The sequence below is a fragment of the Arthrobacter sp. Y3225209 genome (assembly GCF_059090685.1).
Map to the genome: position 1 here is coordinate 1 of NZ_JBNHFW010000005.1, position 20,556 is coordinate 20,556.

Annotated in this window: 15 protein-coding genes; 8 read left to right on the forward strand and 7 right to left on the reverse strand. The window is 67.1% G+C overall.

Annotated features, from left to right (window positions below; translation table 11 throughout):
- Window positions 1–192: 192 nt before the first annotated feature.
- The 3 genes from AC5RVB_RS04640 to AC5RVB_RS04650 all read left to right on the forward strand — a co-directional run bounded on the left by AC5RVB_RS04640 (window position 193) and on the right by AC5RVB_RS04650 (window position 4,148).
- A complete protein-coding gene (locus AC5RVB_RS04640; RefSeq protein ID WP_227902795.1) occupies window positions 193–1,893 on the forward strand; it encodes a long-chain-fatty-acid--CoA ligase in 1,701 nt (566 codons plus the stop codon).
- A gap of 369 nt (window positions 1,894–2,262) precedes the next feature.
- Window positions 2,263–3,267, forward strand: coding sequence for a DUF2382 domain-containing protein (locus AC5RVB_RS04645; protein ID WP_494142085.1), 1,005 nt, complete (start codon window positions 2,263–2,265; stop codon window positions 3,265–3,267).
- Window positions 3,268–3,707: 440 nt separating this feature from the next.
- Window positions 3,708–4,148, forward strand: coding sequence for a hypothetical protein (locus AC5RVB_RS04650; RefSeq protein ID WP_494142086.1), 441 nt, complete (start codon window positions 3,708–3,710; stop codon window positions 4,146–4,148).
- 347 nt (window positions 4,149–4,495) lie between these two features.
- On the opposite strand, the gene AC5RVB_RS04655 is transcribed toward AC5RVB_RS04650, so the two are convergent.
- On the reverse strand, window positions 4,496–5,395 hold the full coding sequence (locus AC5RVB_RS04655) for a LysR substrate-binding domain-containing protein (RefSeq protein WP_227902792.1): 900 nt from the start codon (window positions 5,393–5,395) through the stop codon (window positions 4,496–4,498).
- A gap of 140 nt (window positions 5,396–5,535) precedes the next feature.
- On the opposite strand from AC5RVB_RS04655, the gene AC5RVB_RS04660 reads away from it, so the two are divergent.
- Window positions 5,536–8,994 carry a bifunctional proline dehydrogenase/L-glutamate gamma-semialdehyde dehydrogenase gene (locus AC5RVB_RS04660; protein WP_494142087.1) on the forward strand — a complete coding sequence of 1,153 codons (3,459 nt, stop codon included), beginning with the start codon at window positions 5,536–5,538 and terminating at the stop codon, window positions 8,992–8,994.
- Window positions 8,995–9,028: 34 nt separating this feature from the next.
- On the opposite strand, the gene AC5RVB_RS04665 is transcribed toward AC5RVB_RS04660, so the two are convergent.
- Entirely contained in the window at window positions 9,029–10,651 is a 1,623-nt protein-coding gene (locus AC5RVB_RS04665) for an AMP-binding protein (protein WP_494142088.1), read from the reverse strand.
- Window positions 10,652–10,799: 148 nt separating this feature from the next.
- Here AC5RVB_RS04665 and AC5RVB_RS04670 point away from each other — a divergent pair, with 148 nt between their 5' ends.
- Window positions 10,800–11,561, forward strand: a complete 762-nt coding sequence (locus AC5RVB_RS04670; RefSeq protein WP_494142089.1) for an SDR family NAD(P)-dependent oxidoreductase — start codon at window positions 10,800–10,802, stop codon at window positions 11,559–11,561.
- Window positions 11,562–11,593: 32 nt separating this feature from the next.
- Here AC5RVB_RS04670 and AC5RVB_RS04675 read toward each other — a convergent pair whose 3' ends face one another.
- A complete protein-coding gene (locus tag AC5RVB_RS04675; RefSeq protein WP_227902784.1) occupies window positions 11,594–11,833 on the reverse strand; it encodes a hypothetical protein in 240 nt (79 codons plus the stop codon).
- Window positions 11,834–11,947: 114 nt separating this feature from the next.
- Between AC5RVB_RS04675 and AC5RVB_RS04680 the strand changes: the two genes are divergently transcribed.
- Together AC5RVB_RS04680 and malQ are read left to right on the forward strand one after the other, a co-directional pair.
- Window positions 11,948–12,280: a DUF6221 family protein gene (locus AC5RVB_RS04680; RefSeq protein WP_494142090.1), complete on the forward strand. Its 333-nt coding sequence runs from the start codon at window positions 11,948–11,950 to the stop codon at window positions 12,278–12,280.
- 69 nt (window positions 12,281–12,349) lie between these two features.
- A complete protein-coding gene (gene malQ, locus AC5RVB_RS04685) occupies window positions 12,350–14,527 on the forward strand; it encodes a 4-alpha-glucanotransferase (protein ID WP_494142091.1) in 2,178 nt (725 codons plus the stop codon).
- Between the two features lie 3 nt (window positions 14,528–14,530).
- On the opposite strand, the gene AC5RVB_RS04690 is transcribed toward malQ, so the two are convergent.
- The 4 genes from AC5RVB_RS04690 to AC5RVB_RS04705 all read right to left on the reverse strand — a co-directional run bounded on the left by AC5RVB_RS04690 (window position 14,531) and on the right by AC5RVB_RS04705 (window position 19,072).
- Window positions 14,531–15,712 (reverse strand): ABC transporter permease, encoded by a 1,182-nt coding sequence (locus AC5RVB_RS04690; RefSeq protein WP_227902778.1) that lies wholly within the window; start codon window positions 15,710–15,712, stop codon window positions 14,531–14,533.
- Window positions 15,709–16,590, reverse strand: coding sequence for an ABC transporter ATP-binding protein (locus tag AC5RVB_RS04695; protein WP_227902773.1), 882 nt, complete (start codon window positions 16,588–16,590; stop codon window positions 15,709–15,711). The genes AC5RVB_RS04690 and AC5RVB_RS04695 overlap by 4 nt, the downstream gene beginning before the upstream one ends.
- 110 nt (window positions 16,591–16,700) lie before the next feature.
- Window positions 16,701–17,429, reverse strand: coding sequence for a response regulator (locus tag AC5RVB_RS04700; RefSeq protein WP_494142092.1), 729 nt, complete (start codon window positions 17,427–17,429; stop codon window positions 16,701–16,703).
- Between the two features lie 224 nt (window positions 17,430–17,653).
- Window positions 17,654–19,072, reverse strand: coding sequence for a sensor histidine kinase (locus tag AC5RVB_RS04705; RefSeq protein WP_494142093.1), 1,419 nt, complete (start codon window positions 19,070–19,072; stop codon window positions 17,654–17,656).
- Window positions 19,073–19,366: 294 nt separating this feature from the next.
- Between AC5RVB_RS04705 and AC5RVB_RS04710 the strand changes: the two genes are divergently transcribed.
- Window positions 19,367–20,542, forward strand: coding sequence for a M20 metallopeptidase family protein (locus AC5RVB_RS04710; protein WP_227902764.1), 1,176 nt, complete (start codon window positions 19,367–19,369; stop codon window positions 20,540–20,542).
- Window positions 20,543–20,556 lie beyond the last annotated feature (14 nt).

Genomic DNA, 20,556 nt, shown 5'->3' on the forward strand with positions numbered 1-20,556 from the left:
CGGCCTAGCCGGCCAGGACGCCTAGCCGCCCGGCTCCCGGCGCCGCCAGCCCGGCGCTTCTGCGCCACTTCTCCGCCACAGCAGGTGTGATCTGCGCCGGAAGCGGGCACCAGGGTGGCCCCGGCCTCGTTTTTTATCTCCGGAAGCGGTGCCTCGATATAGTCGTTGTTAGCCAAACTAAGGAGCCTATCCATGTCCGCTGCTGCCGAATCTGTGTCTGAACCGCTGTGGGTGAAGAACTATCAGAGCGGTGTTCCGGCGCAGATTGACCTGCCCACGGAATCCCTCACCGCCATGATGGAAGACGCGGTGGACCGTTTCGGCAGCAAGGTGGCACTGGAATTCTTCGGCGCTGAGACCACTTACAAGGAGCTGGGCGACCGGATCAACCGGGCCGCCGAAGGCCTGCGCCGCCTGGGTGTGCGCAAGGGCCACCGCGTAGCCGTCATCCTGCCCAACTGCCCGCAGTACCTCATTGCGTTCTACGCCGTGCTCCGCCTGGGCGCCGTCGTCGTCGGCCACAACCCGCTGTACACCGAGCGGGAACTGCGCCACCAGTTCGAAAACCACGGTGCCAAGGTCGCCATCGTGTGGGACAAGGTGGTGGAAAAGGTCCAGGACTTCCCGGACGACGTCGCTGTGGACACCATCGTGGCCGTGAACATCACCAAGGCCATGCCCCGGCTGAAGCGGATGGCGCTGACCCTGCCGCTGCCGTCGGTACGGCGGACCCGCCAGGGACTGACGGCGAAGACGGAAAACACCCTGGCCTGGGAGGAGCTGCTGGACACCGCGCCGCTGGCGAAGGACCATCCGCGCCCCAAGGTCACCGACCTGGCGGCACTGCAGTACACCTCTGGCACCACCGGTGTGCCCAAGGGGGTAATGCTCACGCACTTCAACCTGCGCTCGAATGCCCTGCAGGGCAAGGCCTGGATGCACGGAGCGCAGGAGGGCAAGGAAGTCATCTACGGTGTCCTGCCGATGTTCCACGCCTTCGGCCTCACCCTGTACCTGACCTTCTCCGTGCTCACCGGCTCGCGGCTGGTGCTTTTCCCCAAGTTCGATGTGGATCTGGTGATGACCGCGGCGAAGAAGTCCAAGCCCACGGTCTTCTGCGCCGTGCCGCCCATCTATGAAAAGACCGCGCTGGAGTCCAAGAAGCGCGGTGTGGACCTCTCCACCATCCGCTACGCCATTTCCGGTGCCATGACCCTGCCGGCAGCTACCGTCCAGCTTTGGGAAGAGGTTTCCGGCGGGCTGCTGGTGGAGGGCTACGGCCTGACCGAATCCTCGCCCGTGGCACTGGGCAACCCCTTTGCCCCTTCCCGGCGCAACGGCACCATCGGCGTTCCGTTCCCCAGCACCGAGATGCGTGTGGTGGATCCGGAAGCTCCGGAGAACGATGTGGATCCCGGCACCCCCGGCGAGCTGCTGATCCGGGGACCCCAGGTGTTCGCCGGATACTGGAACAACCCCGAAGGCAGCGCAGAGGTACTGCTCGACGGCGGCTGGCTGCGGACCGGGGACATCGTCACCGTTGATGAGGACGGGTTTGTGAAGGTGGTGGACCGGCGCAAGGAATTGATCATCACCGGCGGGTTCAACGTTTCCCCGACGGAGGTGGAGGAAGTGCTGCGCACCCACCAGCTCATCCTCGACGCCGCCGTCGTGGGACTGCCCCGCGCCGACGGAGGCGAGCAGGTGGTGGCCGCCGTCGTGCTCCAGGAAGGTGCGGAACTGGACGAGGCCGCCCTGCGCGCCTACTGCCGGGAACGGCTTACCCCCTACAAGGTGCCGCGGAAGATCCTTGCCATCGAGGAGCTGCCCAAGTCCATGCTCGGCAAGGTGCTGCGCCGGCAGGTCCGCGACAGCCTGCTGAAGGACGCATAGGCTTTCTTCTCCCGGGCGGACGGGTCGCCTGACTGTCTGTGCCCCTCCTGCCTGTGCGGTTGTCCGTGCCTGGTTGCCTGTGCGGTTGGCCGCGCCTGGTTGCCTGTGCGGTTGCACGTGCCGTCCTGCCTGTCCTGCAGAGTGCCCGTCCCCCGGACGGGCACTCTGGCTCTTCGGGCTGCCGGTACCTATTGACGGGGTCCCGGCAGCGGGTTGGAATTGTAAGTGGGCTTGGTATCTGCCAGGTCCCTTCCAAACCAACTGGCCGCCGGGATGCACGTGGACAAGCCAGCGTCCTCCTCCTGCGGTCTGTGGTGAACCGCCGCCGGTCAACCGACTCGGCGGATTCGCTGTCGCGAGGAGAACACGATGATCACGAATCAGCAGGTCGAAGGGCTTATGGCCGGGTCCGGCAATGTGCTGGGCCCCAACGGTGACAGGATCGGCTCGGTCGGCACGTTCTACCTGGATGACCAAACGGACGAGCCGGCCTGGGTCACGGTGAACACCGGTCTTTTCGGTACGTCGGAAACGTTCATTCCCCTCACCGAAGCAAGCGTTGACGGTGTTGACGTCCTGGTGCCGTATTCCAAGGAAGAGGTCAGGAACGCGCCGCACATCGACAGTGACGGCTCCATCAGTCCGGAAGAGGAAGTGACCCTCTACCGGTACTACGGGTTCGCCTACGACGACGGTTCGAGCGAGTCCATCACTGAAACGGAAACGATTTCCGCCGACAGCGGAACGCTGACCGACGGCGGCACCACCTCCAGCCGTAGCTTAGGCGGTATGTCCGGCAGCGATGCGGACGCCGGGCTGGTCTCTGACGAGCGTACTGCCGGCACCTCGAGTGGCGCGGGCACGTCAGACCTTTCGGATCAGTCCCGGTCCGGAGCCAACATCGATGACGCCATGACCCGGTCCGAGGAGCGCCTGAACGTTGGCACTGAAAACCGTTCCGTGGGCAAGGCTCGGCTGCGCAAATACATCGTGACGGAAACGGTGACCCAGCAGGTTCCGGTCAGCCACGAGGAGGTCCGGATTGAGCGCGAGCCCATCACGGATGCCAACGCGGGTGACGCCCTTTCCGGTGCCGAGCTGACCGAGGATGAGCACGAGGTCACCCTGCATGCCGAGGAACCTGTGATCTCCAAGCACACTGAACCGGTGGAGCGGGTGCGGCTGGAGACAGAGACCGTGACGGACACGGAGAGCATTTCCGAAGAGGTGCGCAAGGAGCAGATCGACACGGATGTTGACGAGGCCAACATTCGGCGAGGCACATCGGGCGGGTCCGGCTCCGGCGGCTCAGGCGGTTCGGGTTCCGGTGGCTCGGACTCCGGCAGCTCGGGCAGCTCCGGCGGCAGCCGCTAGGTATCGGTTTCACCGCGTGTAGTTATCGGTTTCACCGGGTGCAGCCACAGCGGCGTGCAGCCACAGCGGCGTAGAACCACAGCGGCGTAGAACCGCAACAGCGCAGAACCACAGCGGCGGGTCCTGGGTTTCCCGGGGCCCGCCGTTTGCTGCGTTCCCCTCCGTGCGGAGGGAAAAATCGACCGGTTTGGTGGTTTCCGGACGGTTTGAACCGTGCGGATAAGCCCAAACAGTGCGAAAAAATCTGAACCGTGCGGAAAACAGGCCGGGCAGGCGAACCCGCATCGTGCCTCAGGCAACCAGTTCCGCGATCAGCGACTGCAGGTCCAATCGGCACAGCGCACGGCTGGAGTCCAAGCTCGGGCCTAACTGGTTCTGGGTTAGGCTGGGGCAACTGTCCACGGAGCCCGGGGGAACCTATGCGAAAAACCGCTGTCAACATGGCCCTTGCCCTGATGCTGCTGACCGGGTGCAGTTCGGCAACGGAAGAAGCCTTACCCGCTGCAGCGCCGTCGGATTCCTCCCCGGCCGCCCCTCCTGTAACCCCGGTAGCCTCAGCGAAGGATCCATTGGAGGAATCCTGCCGCAAGCTCGCCGGACCGGAGAGCAAAGCGCCGCTTTCCCAGGCCATCTATTTTGTCAGAATCCAGGAGGGCACCTACGGATTCAATGCGCCACCGGAGAGCGCCCGCACAGTGGCGATGCAGATCCGCAGCATCGCCGCCACCGCGCCGGAGGGCTTGAACGTGCAGTTGGAGGAGTTCATTTTGTCCTTGGGTACGGCCATTAGTGCTGCTGAAAGCCCGGATGCCGCGTCGGGATTCGATATGTTTGCGTGGCAAAGCACCATTGCCGACATTCAGGCAACGTGTGGGCTCTAAAGGGCAGGCTGAGTCCGTCCGGCAATAACCTCAGTCCTCCCGGGGAATCGGGGAGACAAACCACCGGAAACCCTCCCTGCCGCTTTGTGGTTTCCCTGCCCGTTTGGGAAATTCCTGCCGGTTTGCGGAGGAGCGATGTCCCAAACCGGCAGCAGAAACCCGAACCGTGCGGAAAACCCCATCCCGGCAGACGGAGGCGCCCAAACCCCCACCGGCAGACGGAGGCGCCCAAACCCCCACCGGCAGACGGAGGCGCCCAAACCCCCACCGGCAGACGGAGGCGCCCAAACCCCCACCGGCAGACGGACGCGCCCAAACCCCCATGAGCAGACGAACCGCACCGGGCCTTACGCCACCAGCCGGGCCGTCCGCTCTAGGACCTCGCGGCAGGCCCGGATGGCGGGGCGGCGGCTGCCGGCTTCCCGGACCGACGTGAAGATGGTCCGCCGGGGCATGCCGGGCAGGTCCAGCAGCCGCACGGTGGGGGTGCGGCCGGTCCACACCAGTTCGGGCATCAGGCCGACGGCGTTGCCGGACTCAATCAGCCGGATCTGCGCCTGCAGGTCTGCCGTTTCATAGCGGACATCCGGTTCGAAGCCGGCCTGGCGGCAGGCCTGCTCCGCCCAGTGCCGGGAGGCCGCTCCGCGGGGTTCCATCACCCAGGCGCAGGAGGCGGTGTCGGCAATGGACCGGATATCCGCTCCGCCCAGCCGGTCCTCGGGTACGGCGAGCTGGATGGCGTCAGTAGTGAGCTGCATCCTGTCCAGCCCCGGATACCGGGGAGCAGCATGTCCGGGATACTGTTCCGCGATCACCAGATCAAAATCCCGTGCCCAGGTTTCGTACAGCGCCGTTTCCGGTTCGCGCTGGGTCATTTCGATCCGCACTTCGGGGTAGTCCCGCCCCAGGATGGTGAGAGCATCTGGAACCAGGGCCAGTGCCGCGGACTGGAAAACCGCTAGCCGCACCGTACCGGTGACCGTGGTCAGGGACTCCGCCAGATCCGCCTCCGCACGTTCCATTGAGTCCAGGATCTGCGCGGCATGATCCACCAGGATCTCGGCCTGTGGGGTCAGTGTGACCCGCCGTCCGGTTTTGCGCAGCAACTCAACGCCCACCTCTTTTTCCAGCAGCGCCAGCTGCTGTGAAACCGAGGACGGGCTGAAGTTCAGGGCGGTGGCAACCGAGGCCAAAGTGCCCCGGACCTTCAGCTCGCGCAGCAGCCGCAGGCGGCGGATATCGAGCATGCAGAGCACCCCTTCGATTGTTCGGAAGACCTAACCGGTATTGGTGGGAAAAGATCGCTTTATCTAATTGAACTACAAGCGGATGATTGGTCAGTACCCCGGGGGGATAGCCACTTGTTAGACGAAAAGAGCACCAGCTTATGACCGAAATCTTTGAGGACCGCGACGTCGCCGGCGCAGTCCCCAATCCGCAGCTCGCAGAGCAGTCCGTGGCACTTGTGCGCCGCTGGCTTACCGAGGCTGCAGCCGTCCCCGTGGATGCCTCGGCAGCACAGCTGGCCGGTGTCCTGAAGGACCCTGACGGCCTCGGTTTCACCGTGGGTTTTGTGGACGGCGTGGTCCGTCCCGAAGACATCCGCGTGGCCGCCCGCAACCTCGCGGCCCTGGCCCCCCGCGTACCCGGCTTCCTGCCCTGGTACATGCGCGCTGCCGTGCGCGCCGGCGGCATCCTCGGCCCGGTCATGCCGCAGGTGGTTATCCCTGCCGCCCGCAAGGTGCTGCGCGAAATGGTGGGCCACCTGATTGTGGACGCCACCGATGCCAAGCTCGGCAAGGCCATCGCCGGCATCCGCAAGGAGAACATCCGGCTGAACATGAACCTGCTGGGCGAGGCCGTCCTGGGCCAGCACGAGGCAGCCCGCCGGCTCGAGGGCACCCACGCCCTGCTGGCCCGCGACGACGTCGACTACGTCTCCATCAAGGTTTCCGCCACGGTGGCCCCGCATTCCCCCTGGGCCTTCACCGAAGCGGTGGAACACGTGATCGAGTCCCTGACCCCGCTCTTCCGCCGTGCCGCGCAGTCACCGGTGAAGAAGTTCATCAACCTGGACATGGAAGAGTACAAGGATCTGGAGATGACCATGGCGGTCTTCACCGGCATCCTCTCCAACCCCGAATTCAAGGACCTGGAAGCCGGCATTGTGCTCCAGGCCTACCTGCCGGACGCCCTCTCGGCCATGATCCGGCTGCAGGAATTCGCCGCCGCCCGCCGTGCCGATGGCGGCGCCGCCATCAAGGTGCGCGTGGTCAAGGGTGCCAATCTGCCCATGGAGCAGGTCGAAGCCTCCCTGCACGGCTGGCCGCTGGCCACCTGGCACACCAAGGCAGACAGCGATACCAACTACAAGCGCGTGATCAACTACGCCCTGCACCCGGACCGGATCGGCAACGTGCGGATCGGCGTGGCCGGACACAACCTCTTCGACGTCGCCTTCGCCTGGCTGCTCGCCGGGGAACGCGGCGTGCGGGACGGCATTGAATTCGAAATGCTGCTGGGCATGGCCGCCGGCCAGGCCGAGGTGGTACGCCGCGACGTCGGCAGCCTGCTGCTCTACACCCCGGTGGTGCACCCGGCGGAATTCGACGTTGCCATCGCCTACCTCATCCGCCGGCTCGAAGAAGGAGCCAGCTCCGAGAACTTTATGTCCGCCGTCTTCGAACTGGCGGAGAATGAAGCACTCTTCGAGCGCGAAAAGCTGCGCTTCCTGGCCTCGGTGGAGAACCTGGACACCACGGTGCCGGCTCCGCACCGCGTGCAGGACCGCACTCTGCCCGCCGCAGCAGCCGCCACGGACAGCTTCGACAACACCCCGGACAGCGACCCGTCGCTTCCCGCCAACCAGGCCTGGGGTCGGAACATCCTCTCCCGGGTGCCCGGCTCCGAGCTGGGCAAGGCCGCCGTGGCTGCCGCCGCCGTCGGCACCGAAGCCGAACTGGAAACCGTCATCGATACAGCGGTAACCAGGGGCAAGGCCTGGGGTGCGCTCAGCGGTGCCGAGCGCGCCGAAGTGCTGCACCGTGCCGGTGAGGTCCTGGAGGCCCGCCGCGCGGATCTGATGGAGGTTATGGCTGCCGAGACCGGCAAGACCCTGGACCAGTCGGACCCCGAGGTATCCGAAGCCATCGACTTCGCGCACTACTACGCCGAACTGGCCCGTGAGCTGGACACGGTCGAAGGCGCCACCTTTGTGCCGTCCCGGCTGACCGTGGTCACCCCGCCGTGGAACTTCCCGGTCGCCATCCCTGCCGGCTCCACCCTGGCCGCGCTGGCCGCCGGATCCGCCGTCGTCATCAAGCCCGCCCGCCAGTCCGCCCGCTGCGGCGCCGTCATGGTCGAGGCGCTGTGGGAAGCAGGTGTGCCCCGCGACGTGCTGCAGATGGTGCAGCTGGGCGAGCAGGAACTGGGCCGCCAGCTGATCTCCAACCCCGCCGTGGACCGCGTGATCCTCACCGGCGGTTACGAGACCGCCGAACTGTTCCGTTCCTTCCGCCCGGACCTGCCGCTGCTGGCAGAGACATCCGGCAAGAACACCGTGATCGTCACCCCCAGCGCGGACTTCGACCTCGCCGCCCGCGACGTCGCCGCATCCGCCTTCGGCCACGCCGGGCAGAAGTGCTCGGCCGCGTCACTCGTGATCCTGGTGGGTTCCGTGGCGAAGTCCCCGCGCTTCCGCAACCAGCTGGTGGACGCAGTGCAGTCCCTGAAGGTCGGCTACCCGGAGGATCCCACCACGCAGATGGGCCCGGTCATTGAACCGGCCGCCGGCAAGCTGCTGCGCGGCCTCACCGAGCTCAGCGAGGGTGAGACCTGGCTGCTGCAGCCCGAACAGCTCGATGACAGCGGCCGGCTGTGGAGCCCGGGCATCCGCACCGGTGTCCGCCGCGGCTCGGAATACCACCTCACGGAGTACTTCGGCCCGATCCTGGGCGTGATGACCGCCGCGACGCTGGAAGAGGCCATCGACATGGCCAATGACATTGACTACGGCCTCACCGCGGGACTGCACTCGCTGGACCCGGCGGAAATGGATGTCTGGCTCAACCGCATCCAGGCGGGCAACCTGTACGTGAACCGCGGAATCACCGGCGCCATTGTCCGCCGCCAGCCGTTCGGCGGCTGGAAGAAGTCCGCCGTGGGCGCCGGCACCAAGGCCGGCGGCCCGAACTACCTGATCGGTCTGGGCAACTGGGAAACTGCGGCAGGCACCGGGGCCCCGGAGCTGGGCACGGAAAGCACCGCCGCACGCCTGTTCTCGGCTGCGGAATCGGCCGGTACGGTCTTCGACGCCGCCGACGCCGCGTTCCTGCGCCGCGCCGCCCACAGTGACGCCGGTGCCTGGGCAGCGGAGTTCGGCACCGCGAAGGACGTTTCGGCACTGTCCGCCGAGCGCAACGTCTTCCGCTACGTGCCGGTGCCGGTGACGGTCCGCCTCTCCGAGGGCGGGTCCGCAGCTGAACTGGTTCGGGTCCTGGCCGCTGGCGTGACCGCAGGATCGGCAGTGACGGTCTCCTCCGCCCTCGACCTGCCCGCCGGTGTCCGCGCCGTACTCACCGAACTCGGCATCGGGTTCACCGTGGAGAACGACGCCGCGTGGCTGGCCTCAGCCGCCGCGCTGACCTCCGGCCGGGTCCGGCTGATCGGTGGATCCCCGCTGGCGCTGGCCGAAGCCACCGGCGGTACCCCGGATATCGCCGTGTACGCCCAGCCGGTTACCGAAGCGGGCCGGGTGGAGCTGCTGCCGTTCCTGCACGAACAGGCCGTCAGCATCACCGCGCACCGCTTCGGCACGCCGAACCACCTTTCGGACGCGCTGATCTAGCTCCGCCTGAGGTTGCCCGGCAGACCGGCCAACCTCAGGAACCGGACGCCGGGTGGGAAGCACGCAGCAGGAAACGCTGCAGCTTTCCACTCGGCGTTTTTGGCAGTTCGGCAACAAAATGCACCGTCCGAGGATAGGCATGCGCGGCGTACTGCGTCTTCACCAGCTGCTGCAGCTCCGAGGCCAGCTCCGGCGAGCCGGAACCGGACCGCAGCACCACGTATGCCTCCAGGCGTTCCCCGCGCAGTTCGTCCGGTACGCCGACCACCGCGCTTTCCGCGACGTCGGGGTGGGTAGCCAGAACCGATTCCACTTCAAACGGCCCAATCCGGTAGCCGGCCATAATGATCACGTCATCGTCCCGGGCGGAGAAATAGGTGTAGCCCTGCTCATCCCGGGAACCGGTGTCCCCGGTGAAATACCAGCGCCCGTCGCTGCTGTACCGCTCGGCGCTCTTGTCCGGATTGTCCGTGTAACCGCTGAACCACATCAGCGGACTGGCGGGCACGTCGATGGCCACCCGGCCCTTCGCGCCCGCCGCTGCGGTTTCCTCGTCCTCGAGATTGAGGACCTCGGTGCGATAGCCCGGCAACGCGTGGCCCATGGAGCCGGGCCGGATCTCCCGGTTCACCGATTCCTCCCAGCCGTTAACAATGCACATGCCCATTTCGGTCTGCCCGTAATGGTCCCGGATCACGGTGCCCAGGGTGCGCCCGGCCCAGCCGATGGTCTCGGCGTCGAGCGGTTCACCCGCACTGGAGGCACGCTGCAGGGACAGCTGCCCGACGCCGTCGGGCGCCTCCGCGCGCAGCGAGCGGAAAATGGTGGGCGCGGCGGCGAAGTTGGTCACGGCGAAGCGGTCCAGGATGTCCCAGCAGAGCTTCGCGTTGAAACCTCCGCACAGCAGCAGGTTGCGCCGCCCTGCCGCCAGCGGTGCCAGGATCCCGTAATAGAGCCCGTAGGCCCAGCCGGGATCGGCGGCGTTCCAGAACACGTCATCCTCCCGCACGTCCAGTCCGTAGTGGAAATAGGCGGAAAAGGCGTCCAGCGCCTTGAGCGGTACGGGCACGCCCTTGGGGTCCCCCGTGGTGCCGGAGGTGAAGATTTCCACCAGCAGCTCAGCCGGGTCAAGCACGGCGGGCGCCAGTCCCGGCTGCTCGGCGAGCAGCAGCTCGTCCCAGTCCCGTGCCTCCACCGGGCCGGTAGTTCCCCGACCGGCGGCATTACCGCCGTCGCCACCCGAGGCCAGCACCGTCAGCCCCAGGTCCTGTACCAGGGGCGTCACCTTGTCCAGCTGCCCGGCGTCGGCCAGTACTACCGCGGCGCCGCTGGCCGCCAGCCGGACTTGAATGGCGGGGGTGGCAAAGGCGGTAAACAGCGGCACGTGGACGGCGCCCAGGCGCCACAGGCCCAGCAGGGCGGTTACCAACTCGGCACTCTTGCCCATCAGGGTGGCCACCCGGTCTCCCCGGCGTACCCCGAGCCGGGCGAAGGCGGCAGCGGCCCGTTCGGAGCCTTCCCGCAGTTCGCCGTAGGTCAGGTCCACAGACGTGAGATCCGGATCAATAACGGTAAAGGCCACCGCGTCCGCCGGGTGGCGGTCGCACAGCAGGACGGCAGGGGCCACCGGCCCCGGGACAGTACGGGAAAAGGACATAAAAGCAGCTCCGTTCCATCAGGTGTGCCATGGATCACTCCACGGCCATGGTGTCCATGCTAGGTGAGGGAGCTTTTGAAGCGGACATTGTGTTTCCTCCACTGCCCGGTTCATGATGGCTGTCGCAGGCCAACCCCGGGAGGTCCCCATGGAGCCCATGCTCATCGGCAGGAACGCGGTCATTTACGGCGGAGGCGGGGCCATTGGCGGTGCCATGGCGCAGGCCTTTGCCCGGGAAGGTGCCTGCGTTTTCCTTGCCGGCCGCACGGCGGAACCGCTCGAGGCAGTTGCGGAGCGCATCCGCCGGGCCGGGGGAGAGGTTCAGACGGCATTGCTGGACGCCACCAATGAGAGCGCCGTCAACCGGCATGCCGATGATGTGGCCGCCGCGGCGGGCAGCCTGGACATCTCCGTGAACGTTATCCAGCACGGGGATGTGCAGGGCACCCCCATGGCGGAGATGGCCCTGGCGGATTATCTGCGTCCGGTCTCTACCGCCGTGCAAACCCTGTTCCTGACCGCCCAGGCAGCGGCCCGGCACATGATGCGCCAGCGTTCGGGGGTGATCCTGGTGTTCGGCGGCTCCGGGAACCCGGTGCCCGGGATGTACCTGGGCGGACTCCAGACGGCGTTCGAAGCCATGGAGTCCATGCGCCGCCAGCTCTCCAGTGAGCTGGGCCCGTTCGGTATCAGGGTGGTGACACTGCGCTCCGGCGGCATCCCGGAAAGCCTGCCGGAAAACATGGAAGGCGCCGGCGAAATCGCCGACGCCATCACCACCGCCACCATGCTGGGCCGCGCCGCCACCTTGGACGAGGTCGGCTATGCAGCGGCGTTTGCCGCTTCCGACCGGGCTGCCAGCATGACAGCTGCAACTTTGAACATAAGTGCCGGAAGCCTCATCGACTGACGCATCCGGGCACGCAGGGGACCGGAAGGACCCTAGGCAGGGATCTTCCAGAGGGTGAAATCATCCATGCTGAGTGCGGTCCGCAGGCCGCTGGATTCATCCCGGATCCAGACCGTGGACAGACCGGGGGCCGTGTCCTGGACCTCACCGTGGAAATAGGTTTCGCCACCGCTGCGGGCTTCTATGGTGTCCCCGCGGCGAAGGGTACGGATGCTGCGCACGCGCTTGGCGCGGGCAGTCGTGGGCGGAGTGGGAGCGTTAGCTACCGGCAAAAGGCGCCTCCTGAGATTGTTGATATTTATGCCAACAGACGTATACCCATAAAATATTCCCGATCACGCATAGGACCCTCTCGCTGGGGCGCCCCCGGCCGGTAAGCTTCGGCCATGGATATCGTGGATTTCCTGGTCACACGCTTCCAGGAGGACATCTCCGAGGCCCGCAAACTACTCGCATCTTCCAATGTTTCCCTCTCCGACCGCTGGTACGAAGAGCGTCTGTTGAAGGAATGCGAAACCAAGCTCATGCTCATCGAGATCATCGGGGGCGCCCGCCGCCATGCCCTCTCGCGCATGGTTCTGGAAGAGGACGACGACGAGGACCCACGGTTCCGCGAGGAACTGGAATGGACCCGCCTGGCACTCTCCGCACTGGCAGCCGTCCACGAGGACCATCCGGATTTCCAGGACGGCTGGCGGCTCACGCAGGGGAGTCCCTAGCCGGTTCCGGCACGCCCGCAGCCGGAAGCTGCGGATGCGGCGGCCGGACAGGGGCCATAGATTGGGTGCATGAGTGAAACGCCAAACACCCAGCCCGCCCCCACAACCGGCGACCCGCTCCACCGGCTTGCCGGCCTGCACAAAGTTGCGACCACGTTCACCGGATGGGACGGGGCCGAGCAGCAGGTTTCGGAGAAGACCCTGCGCAGTGTCCTCACCGCACTCGGGCTCGCCGTGGACACAGAGCAGGACCTGCTCCGGTCCCTTGCCGAGTCGGAGACGGCCGCCTGGAAGCGTCCGCTGCCGCCCACCGCCGTCGTCCGCCGCGGCCGGCCCGGCGCCGTGCCCGTACACCTGCCCCGGGACACCGCAGCGAAGCTGCGCATCCGGCTGGAGGACGGCAGCGAACTCAGCCTGGACTGGCCTGCGGAGGCCGACGCGGAACTCGACGTGGAGGGCGCGGTCCTGGCCCGCACACAGGTTCCCCTGCCGAGCGGCCTGCCGCTGGGATGGCACCGGCTGGAGCTGGAAGCCGGCGAGACCCGTGCCGCCTCGACCTTGGTAGTGACCCCGGACCGGCTGGACACCGCGGACGCCCTGCAGGAGCAACCGGCGTGGGGGCCACAGGCCCAGCTGTACTCGCTGCGCTCCCGCCGCTCCTGGGGCATTGGCGATCTGACGGATCTGGCGGACCTCGCCGCCGTCGTCGGCGCCGACTACAACGCCGGGTTTGTGCTGATCAACCCGCTGCACGCCGCGGAACCCGTTCCCCCCATTGAACCCTCCCCCTATCTGCCCACCACCCGCCGGTTCTTCAACCCGCTCTACATCCGGGTGGAGGCGGTACCGGAATTCGCCTACCTCGGTGACGCGCAGCGGAAAGCTGCAGGGGAGGCCGCCCGTGCCCTCTACCCGGCCAACTCCTCCGCCGAGGAGCTGAACCGCGATGCCACCTACGCCGCCAAGCTGGCGGTGCTCCGCGACGTGTTCGCTGTGGAGCGCACGCCGGGACGGCAGCGCCAGTTCGAGGCATTCAAGGCCGACGCCGGGCAGGGCCTGGAAAACTTCGCCCGCTGGTGCGCCCTGGCCGAAGACCTGAAGCCCGGAGCCCCGGAATGGAACGAGGCCACCGGCCCGGACAGCGAGTACGTGCTGGCGCAGCTGCCGCGGCTGCAGGACCGGATCGAGTTCTTTAAGTGGCTGCAGTGGATCTGTGACGAGCAGCTGGAGAACGTGCAGCGGGCCGCCAAAAAGGCGGGCATGGGCATCGGCATCATCCACGACCTGGCCGTGGGCGTGCACCCCGGCGGTGCCGATGCGTGGATGCTGCGCGACGTACTGACGCAGGGCATCTCCGTGGGCGCCCCGCCGGACATGTTCAACCAGCGCGGGCAGGACTGGAGCCAGCCGCCATGGCACCCGGGCCGGCTGGCCGAATCCGGCTACGCCGCCTACCGGGACATGATCCGCACCATCCTCCGCCACGCCGGCGGCATCCGGGTGGACCACATCCTGGGCCTGTTCCGGCTCTGGTGGATTCCGCAGGACGCGGAGTCCCCCGGCGAAGGTGCCTACGTGTACTACGACCACGAGGCGCTCATCGGCATCCTGGCGTTGGAAGCGCAGCGGGCCGGCGCCGTCGTTATCGGCGAGGACCTGGGCGTCTTTGAACCGTGGGTGCAGGAGTACCTGGCCGAGCGCGGGGTGCTGGGCACCTCCATCCTGTGGTTCGAGCAGACCGAAGACGGCCCGCGTGCCCCCGAGGAGTACCGGGTGGGTGCGCTGACCAGCGTGAACACCCACGACCTGCCGCCCACCGCGGGGTACCTGGCGGGCGAACACGTGAACCTGCGCGAATCCCTGGGCCTGCTCAACCGGCTGGTGGAAGAAGAACGCCGGGCGGACAGCGAGGCGCAGGAAGCCGTGCTGGCCGTCCTGCGTGAACGCGGGCTGCTGCCCGCGGATGCCTCCGGGCAGACGGCGGGACAACTCGAAGGGGAGGAAGTGCAGCGGACCGTGGAGGCGTTGCACCGGTTTGTGCTGCAGACCCCGTCGGTGCTCCTGGGAGTGGCGCTGGCGGATCTGGTGGGGGAGAAAAAGACCCAGAACCAGCCCGGGACCGCCGATGAGTATCCGAACTGGCGGATACCCCTCAGCGGCCCCGATGGTGAAGCGGTGCTGCTCGAGGACCTGGAGCACAACGAACGGTTCCGTTCGCTGGCGGCCCTGATGCAGGAAGGCCTCTAAGCCCTACTGCTCCAGCTTCATGGCCTTGCGCAGCGTCAGCGAACCGCCGCTCTGCATCACTGCCCGGCGGTAGATCCGCTCGCCGAAGCGCAGCAGGCCGTAGGCGGCGGCCAGGGCAATAACCAGGGACACCAGGGTCTGCCAGAGCGGCACGTCGCCGTTGAGCATCCGCACCGGCATGGCCACGGAGGAGACCACCGGAACAAAGGACGCGGCGATCAGCAGCTGCCCCTTGGCGAACAGCCCGGCGAACAGGGCCACGATGATCACGGTAAGCACGGGGGCCGAGCTGTTGTTCAGGTCCTCGCTGCGGCTGGCCATGGAACCGATCATGGCCCAGGCAGAGGCGAGGATCAGGAACCCGGCCAGGAAGAAGACCAGGAACCAGCCCGACGCCGGCACAATGGCCCCCACGGTTTCCGCGGTGCCGGTGAGGTTCAGGGCCAGCAGGGCGGCACCGGCATAGAGGGCCAGCTGGACCATGGCCAGGATGGTGTTGCCGGCGACCTTGCCGTACAGCAGCTGGCGGATGGGAATGGCGGTAGCCAGGATTTCCACCACCCGGTTCTGCTTTTCCTCCAGCACGGAGGTGGCAATGGCCATGCCAAACACAATTGCTGCCATGTAGAAAAGGAAGGCGAAGACAAAGCCGACAATGGTGGCCAGCAGCTGGTTCTCCGCACTGCCTTCCAGCAGCTCGGATTCCAGTTCGGAGCCGGCCAGCAGTTCCGCGGAGGTGGTGCCGGCGGCAGCCGCATTGCTCTCCAGTGCGTAGCTGCGCAGCGCCTCCGCCAGGCCGCCCTGCAGGCCGTTGCCGATTTCGGTGAGCCCGGTGAGGGTCCAGGTGCCGTCCTCGCGCACCAGGGCGGCGTCCGCCTCATCCTCCCGGACCAGCTGCAGGGCGGCGTCGGGCGAATCCGCGGTGACGGCTTCGAAGGCGGTGTTGCCGCCGTCGGCCTGGCCTGCCTCATCCGCGAGGGCTACCACCGACTGGCCTTCGGTGCCGGTGACAGCAACGGTGTATTCCTCGCCGCGGGAACTCATAAACGCGTTGAACAGGACCGTGCCCACAATGATCAGCAGAGTGACCAGGGTGGAGATGAGGTAGCTGCGGTCCCGGGCCTTCACCATCACCTCGCGGAGGGTGACGATGGCCCAGGGGGCGGTGCTGCGTTCGGTGCTCATGCTGTGACCTCGCGGTAGATCTCGCTCAGGGACGGACGGATGGGGGAGAACTGTTCAACGCTGCCGCGGCGGAGGGCGGCGGCGAGCAGGCGCTGCCCGGCGGCGTCGTCGTCGAACTCGACGACGGCGTCCGGGCCGGCGACGTCGAGCACGCGCACGCCGGGCTCTTCACGGATCCAGCCGGCGTCGGGATGGACGGTAAGCCGGTGCCGGTTGGCGGCGCGGGCCCGCAGGTCCTCGCCGGTGCCGGAAGCAATCATCCGGCCCTGCTGCAGGACCACCAGGTTGTCGCAGAGCCGGTCCACCAGGTCCAGCTGGTGGCTGGAGAAGAGCACCGGCACGCCCTGCGCGGTGTAGTCCCGCAGCAGTTCCACCATGGAATCCACGGCCACCGGGTCCAGGCCGGAGAACGGTTCATCCAGGATCAGGGCGGTGGGCCGGTGCATCAGGGACGCGATGATCTGCACTCGCTGCTGGTTGCCCAGGGACAGGGATTCGAGTTTGTCCTTGGCCCGGTCCGCCAGGGTGAACCGTTCCAGCATGTCCTTGGCCGCACTGCGCGCATCATTCTGGCTCATGCCGTGCAGCTGGCCCAGGTAAACCAGCTGGTCCAGGATCGGCTGCTTGGGATACAGGCCGCGTTCTTCGGGCATGTACCCGAAACGTGAGCGCATCTTCGCGGTCAGCGGCACGTCATCCATCAGGACTTCGCCGTCACTGGGGGTGAGCACCCCCATGATCATCCGCATGGTGGTGGTTTTGCCGGCACCGTTGGCGCCCACGAACCCGGTCATTTTGCCGGAGGGGACGTCGAAGCTGACGTTGTCCACGGCGGTTTTGTCGCCGAACCGCCGGGTGAGGCTGCGTACCTGCAGCATGGTGGCCGCTCCTTTTCCCGGCAGGCCGGGCTCAATGGGGAATCGTTTCCATTAAGCCTAGTCAGGGCACCGCAGCGGAGGATCGGCCGTCCGGGGGAGAGCCGTGCGGGTTAGTCCGCGGCGGGTTTGTCCCCCGCGAGGATGAGCCCGGATTCGTAAGCGAAGACCACGGCCTGTACCCGGTCCCGGACCTGGATCTTGGCGAGCAGGTTGGACACGTGCGTTTTGACGGTTGCCTCGGCCACGAACATGCCGGCGGCAATCTCGGCGTTGCTGCGCCCGGCGGCCACATTTACCAGGACCTCGCGTTCGCGGGAGGTCAGGGAATCGAGAAGTTTCTGCGTCTCCCTGGCGGCCGGGGACGGGACGGGCGACGCCGGCCCGGCGGCATCCGTCGCGGCGGTTTCGTCCCGCTGCTGGCTGGCGAAACGTTCAATGACACGCACCGTCATCTCCGGCGCCAGCAGGGCATGCCCGCAGGCCACGGCGTGCACCGCAGCCACCAGGTCATCCGGGTCCGCGTTTTTGAGCAGGAAACCGCTGGCACCTGCACGCAGGGCGTCAAAGAGGTAGTCATCGCGCTCAAAGGTGGTCAGGATGATGACCTTCGCGGTCCCTGCCGCCACCACCTGTTCCGTAGCGCGGATCCCGTCCAGAACCGGCATCTGCACGTCCATCAGGATGACGTCCACCGGATGCGCGGCGGCAAACCCCACGGCGTCGCGGCCGTTGGCCACTTGGCCCACCACCTCGATTTCCTCCTCGACGGAGAGCATCATGGCGAAGCCGGCCCGCACCAGTGCCTGGTCATCTGCCAGCAGGACACGGATCGGTTCCATCTGTTTATCCTCCCTTTCCACGGGATTACCCCCCCCACAGCGCGGACCATGCCTGCACAGACCGCGTACCACCACGGTAGCGGCACGGGCGGCCGTACCCGGGGAGGACCGGGGGCCGGGGCGGGGATGTGACAGGACTGTGTCATACGCGCCGGGTCATACGTGCCGGGTTCTCAGCGTTGGGTCCCCAGCGTTGTGTCCCCAGCCCCCGTCCTCCGCGCCGGTCAGGACAGCGGAAAGCGGACCCGGACGCGCCAGCCGCCGCCTTCCCGCGGACCGATCTCAGTGTGGCCACGGTGCAGGGCCGCCCGTTCCCGGATCCCGCGGATACCGAACCCGGAGCCGGCGGTACTGCCGCTGCGCGGACGGCCGTCATCCACGGTTTCCACCTCCACCCATTTAGCGGCACCGGTGGAACCGGTCGCCCCGGTGGAGCCGGTGCGCAGGGCGACGACGGCGGCTGACGCCGTGGAGTGCCGGCGGACGTTGGCCAGGGATTCCTGCACCGTGCGGTAAATGGACAGCGCCAGCGGCGCCGGGATGCGGTCCAGGGCACCGGGCTCCTCCTCGGAGCGGTGGTAGGCCACCCGCAGGCCCAGCTGTTCGTGTTCGGCCACCAGGGCGGGCAGATCGGCGAGGCCGGGTTCCGGGGTGCACCGCGCACCGCCGTCGGACTCCGCCGCCGGCTGGTCCTCGGCGCGCAGCACCCCCAGCAGTGCGCGCATTTCGGCCACCGCCTCACGGGAGGACGCTTCAATGGTCTGCAGGGCACCGGCCGCGGCATCGGGTTTTTTCTCCAGCACACGGCGTGCGGCACCGGCCTGCACACCGATGACGGCGATATGGTGCGCCACGACGTCGTGCAGTTCACGTGCGATGCGCAGCCGTTCATCCAGCACCGCCTGGCGTGCCAGCTCCGCGGATTGGGCCTCCAGCTGGGCGGATTGCTTCACCAGCAGCTCGCGCTGGTGCGCGCTGCGCCAGGAACTCATGCCGAACATGATCGCCCCGCCGAAGTAGGCCCCGTTGATGGCGAGGTTGTAGATGGCCAGCGAGGTGAGCGGGGGCAGGAAGCCCCGGTAGGTCTCATCGCCTTCGTTCAGCCGTTCGAGCATGCCGTCATAGGAGGAGGAGACGGTGAAGGACAGCAGTACCCACAACGCCATCACGGCTATGACCACCACGGTGCCGAGCCAGAGGATCCTGCGGTCACGGGCCCACGCCACGGCGGTGTAGAGGGAGGCAAAGTAGGCGGCCTGGAACGCTGCCTGCCCGGCAATGCTTGGCACCAGCAGGGACAGGGACAGGAACGCGGCGCTGCTGACGAGCATCACCAGGACGGGGTAGCGGCGCCGCACCACCAGCGGCAGGATCATCAGTGCCAGCGAGGCGTGCTGCGCCCAGATGGGGCGGGTTTCACCGGCTGCGGCGCCGATCCCGCGGCTGACCTCCAGAATGACGGCAGCCACCAGGAGCAGGATCAGCGTGCCGATCACGTCATTGCGCTGCTGCTCCTCAGTGGGGCCCGGGCGTTCCCAGTCCTCGCCGGTTCGCCAGGGCAGCAGGGGCCGACGGCGCGGGCGGTCTGAGCCGCGGTGCCCGGCCTCCGGGCCGGCTGTCTCGAAGGCCAAAGTCTCCATCATGCTGACCAGTCTAGGATCCGGGCCGGTGCCGCAGGCTCCGCCGCAGGGATGAACGTCGCGGGCTTGGGGCCCGCCGGTCGGCAGCATTTCCCATCCAGTGGTGCTGGTGGGGCGAGTGGTTCCCCCAGGGGGACATCAGTACCACTCGATGGGATTGGCCGCTGGATTACCGTCCGGGACGGTAGCGGACCGTCTCGAAGGCTGTGCCTGCGGGAAAGGAGTGATTTACTGCGTAAGTAACGGCAGCCGGAGACCCCGGAGCCGGGCATCAGCGCGGATGACAGGACTAGAAGCATGTTTGTAGAAGAAGCACAGGCGATCCTCCCGGAGCTCGTGGCGCTGCGGCGGTCCCTGCACCGCGAACCGGAGACCGGCCTGGACCTGCCCCTGACGCAGGCGAAGGTCCTGGCAGCGTTGGAGGGCCTTGACCTGGAGATCACGCTGGGAGTGAAGTCCACCTCGGTGATTGCCGTGCTGCGGGGCGCAGAGCCCGGACCGGTGGTGCTGCTGCGCGGGGATATGGATGCCCTGCCTGTCGCCGAGCTGACCGACCTGGACTATGCCTCCGGCAATGGCAATATGCACGCCTGCGGCCATGACCTGCACGTCGCCGGCCTGGTGGGTGCCGCCCGGCTGCTGTGCGCACAGCAGGAAGACCTTTCCGGCAGTGTCATCTTTATGTTCCAGCCCGGGGAGGAAGGCCATGACGGGGCCAGCCTGATGATTGATGAAGGAGTGCTCGACGCCGCCGGTGAACGTCCCGTCGCGGCCTACGGGATCCACGTCCGGCCCGGCCCGCTGGGTGTCTTCCGGACCAAGCCCGGCACTTTGATGGCCGGAGCAAACGAACTGCGCATCACTGTGAAGGGATCCGGCGGGCACAGCTCCCAGCCGCAGACCGCCGTTGACCCGGTGCCCGCGCTGACCGAGATTGCCACCGCACTGCAGACCATGGCCACCCGGCGGTTCTCCGCCTTTGACCCGATCGTGCTGACCGTTACCCAGCTCTCCGCCGGTGAAGCCATCAACGTCATCCCGGACACCGCGCGGCTGGGCGCCTCCGTGCGGACCCTCTCGGAGGAATCCCTGGACCGGGTCATTGTGGAGTCCAAGGCGCTCGCCGAAGGCATCGCCACCGCCCACGGCTGCAGCGTCGACGTGGACTTCACCATCCGGTATCCGGTCACCACCAATGACGCCGGGCGGACCAGCGAAGCCATGATCGGGCTGCGGGAGATCTTCGGCGAGGACCGGGTGATTGAATCACGGGACCCGCTGATGGGCTCGGAGGACTTTTCCCTCATCCTGAACGAAGTACCCGGCACCTTCCTCTTCCTGGGCGCCACCCCGCCGGAGGTCAATCCCGTGACCGCGGCCTGGAACCACTCGCCGCGGGTGGTATTCGACGATTCGGTGCTGGGGGACCAGGCCGCGGCACTGGCGCAGCTGGCCTATAACCGGCTGACCTAGGCCGGCACATGGCG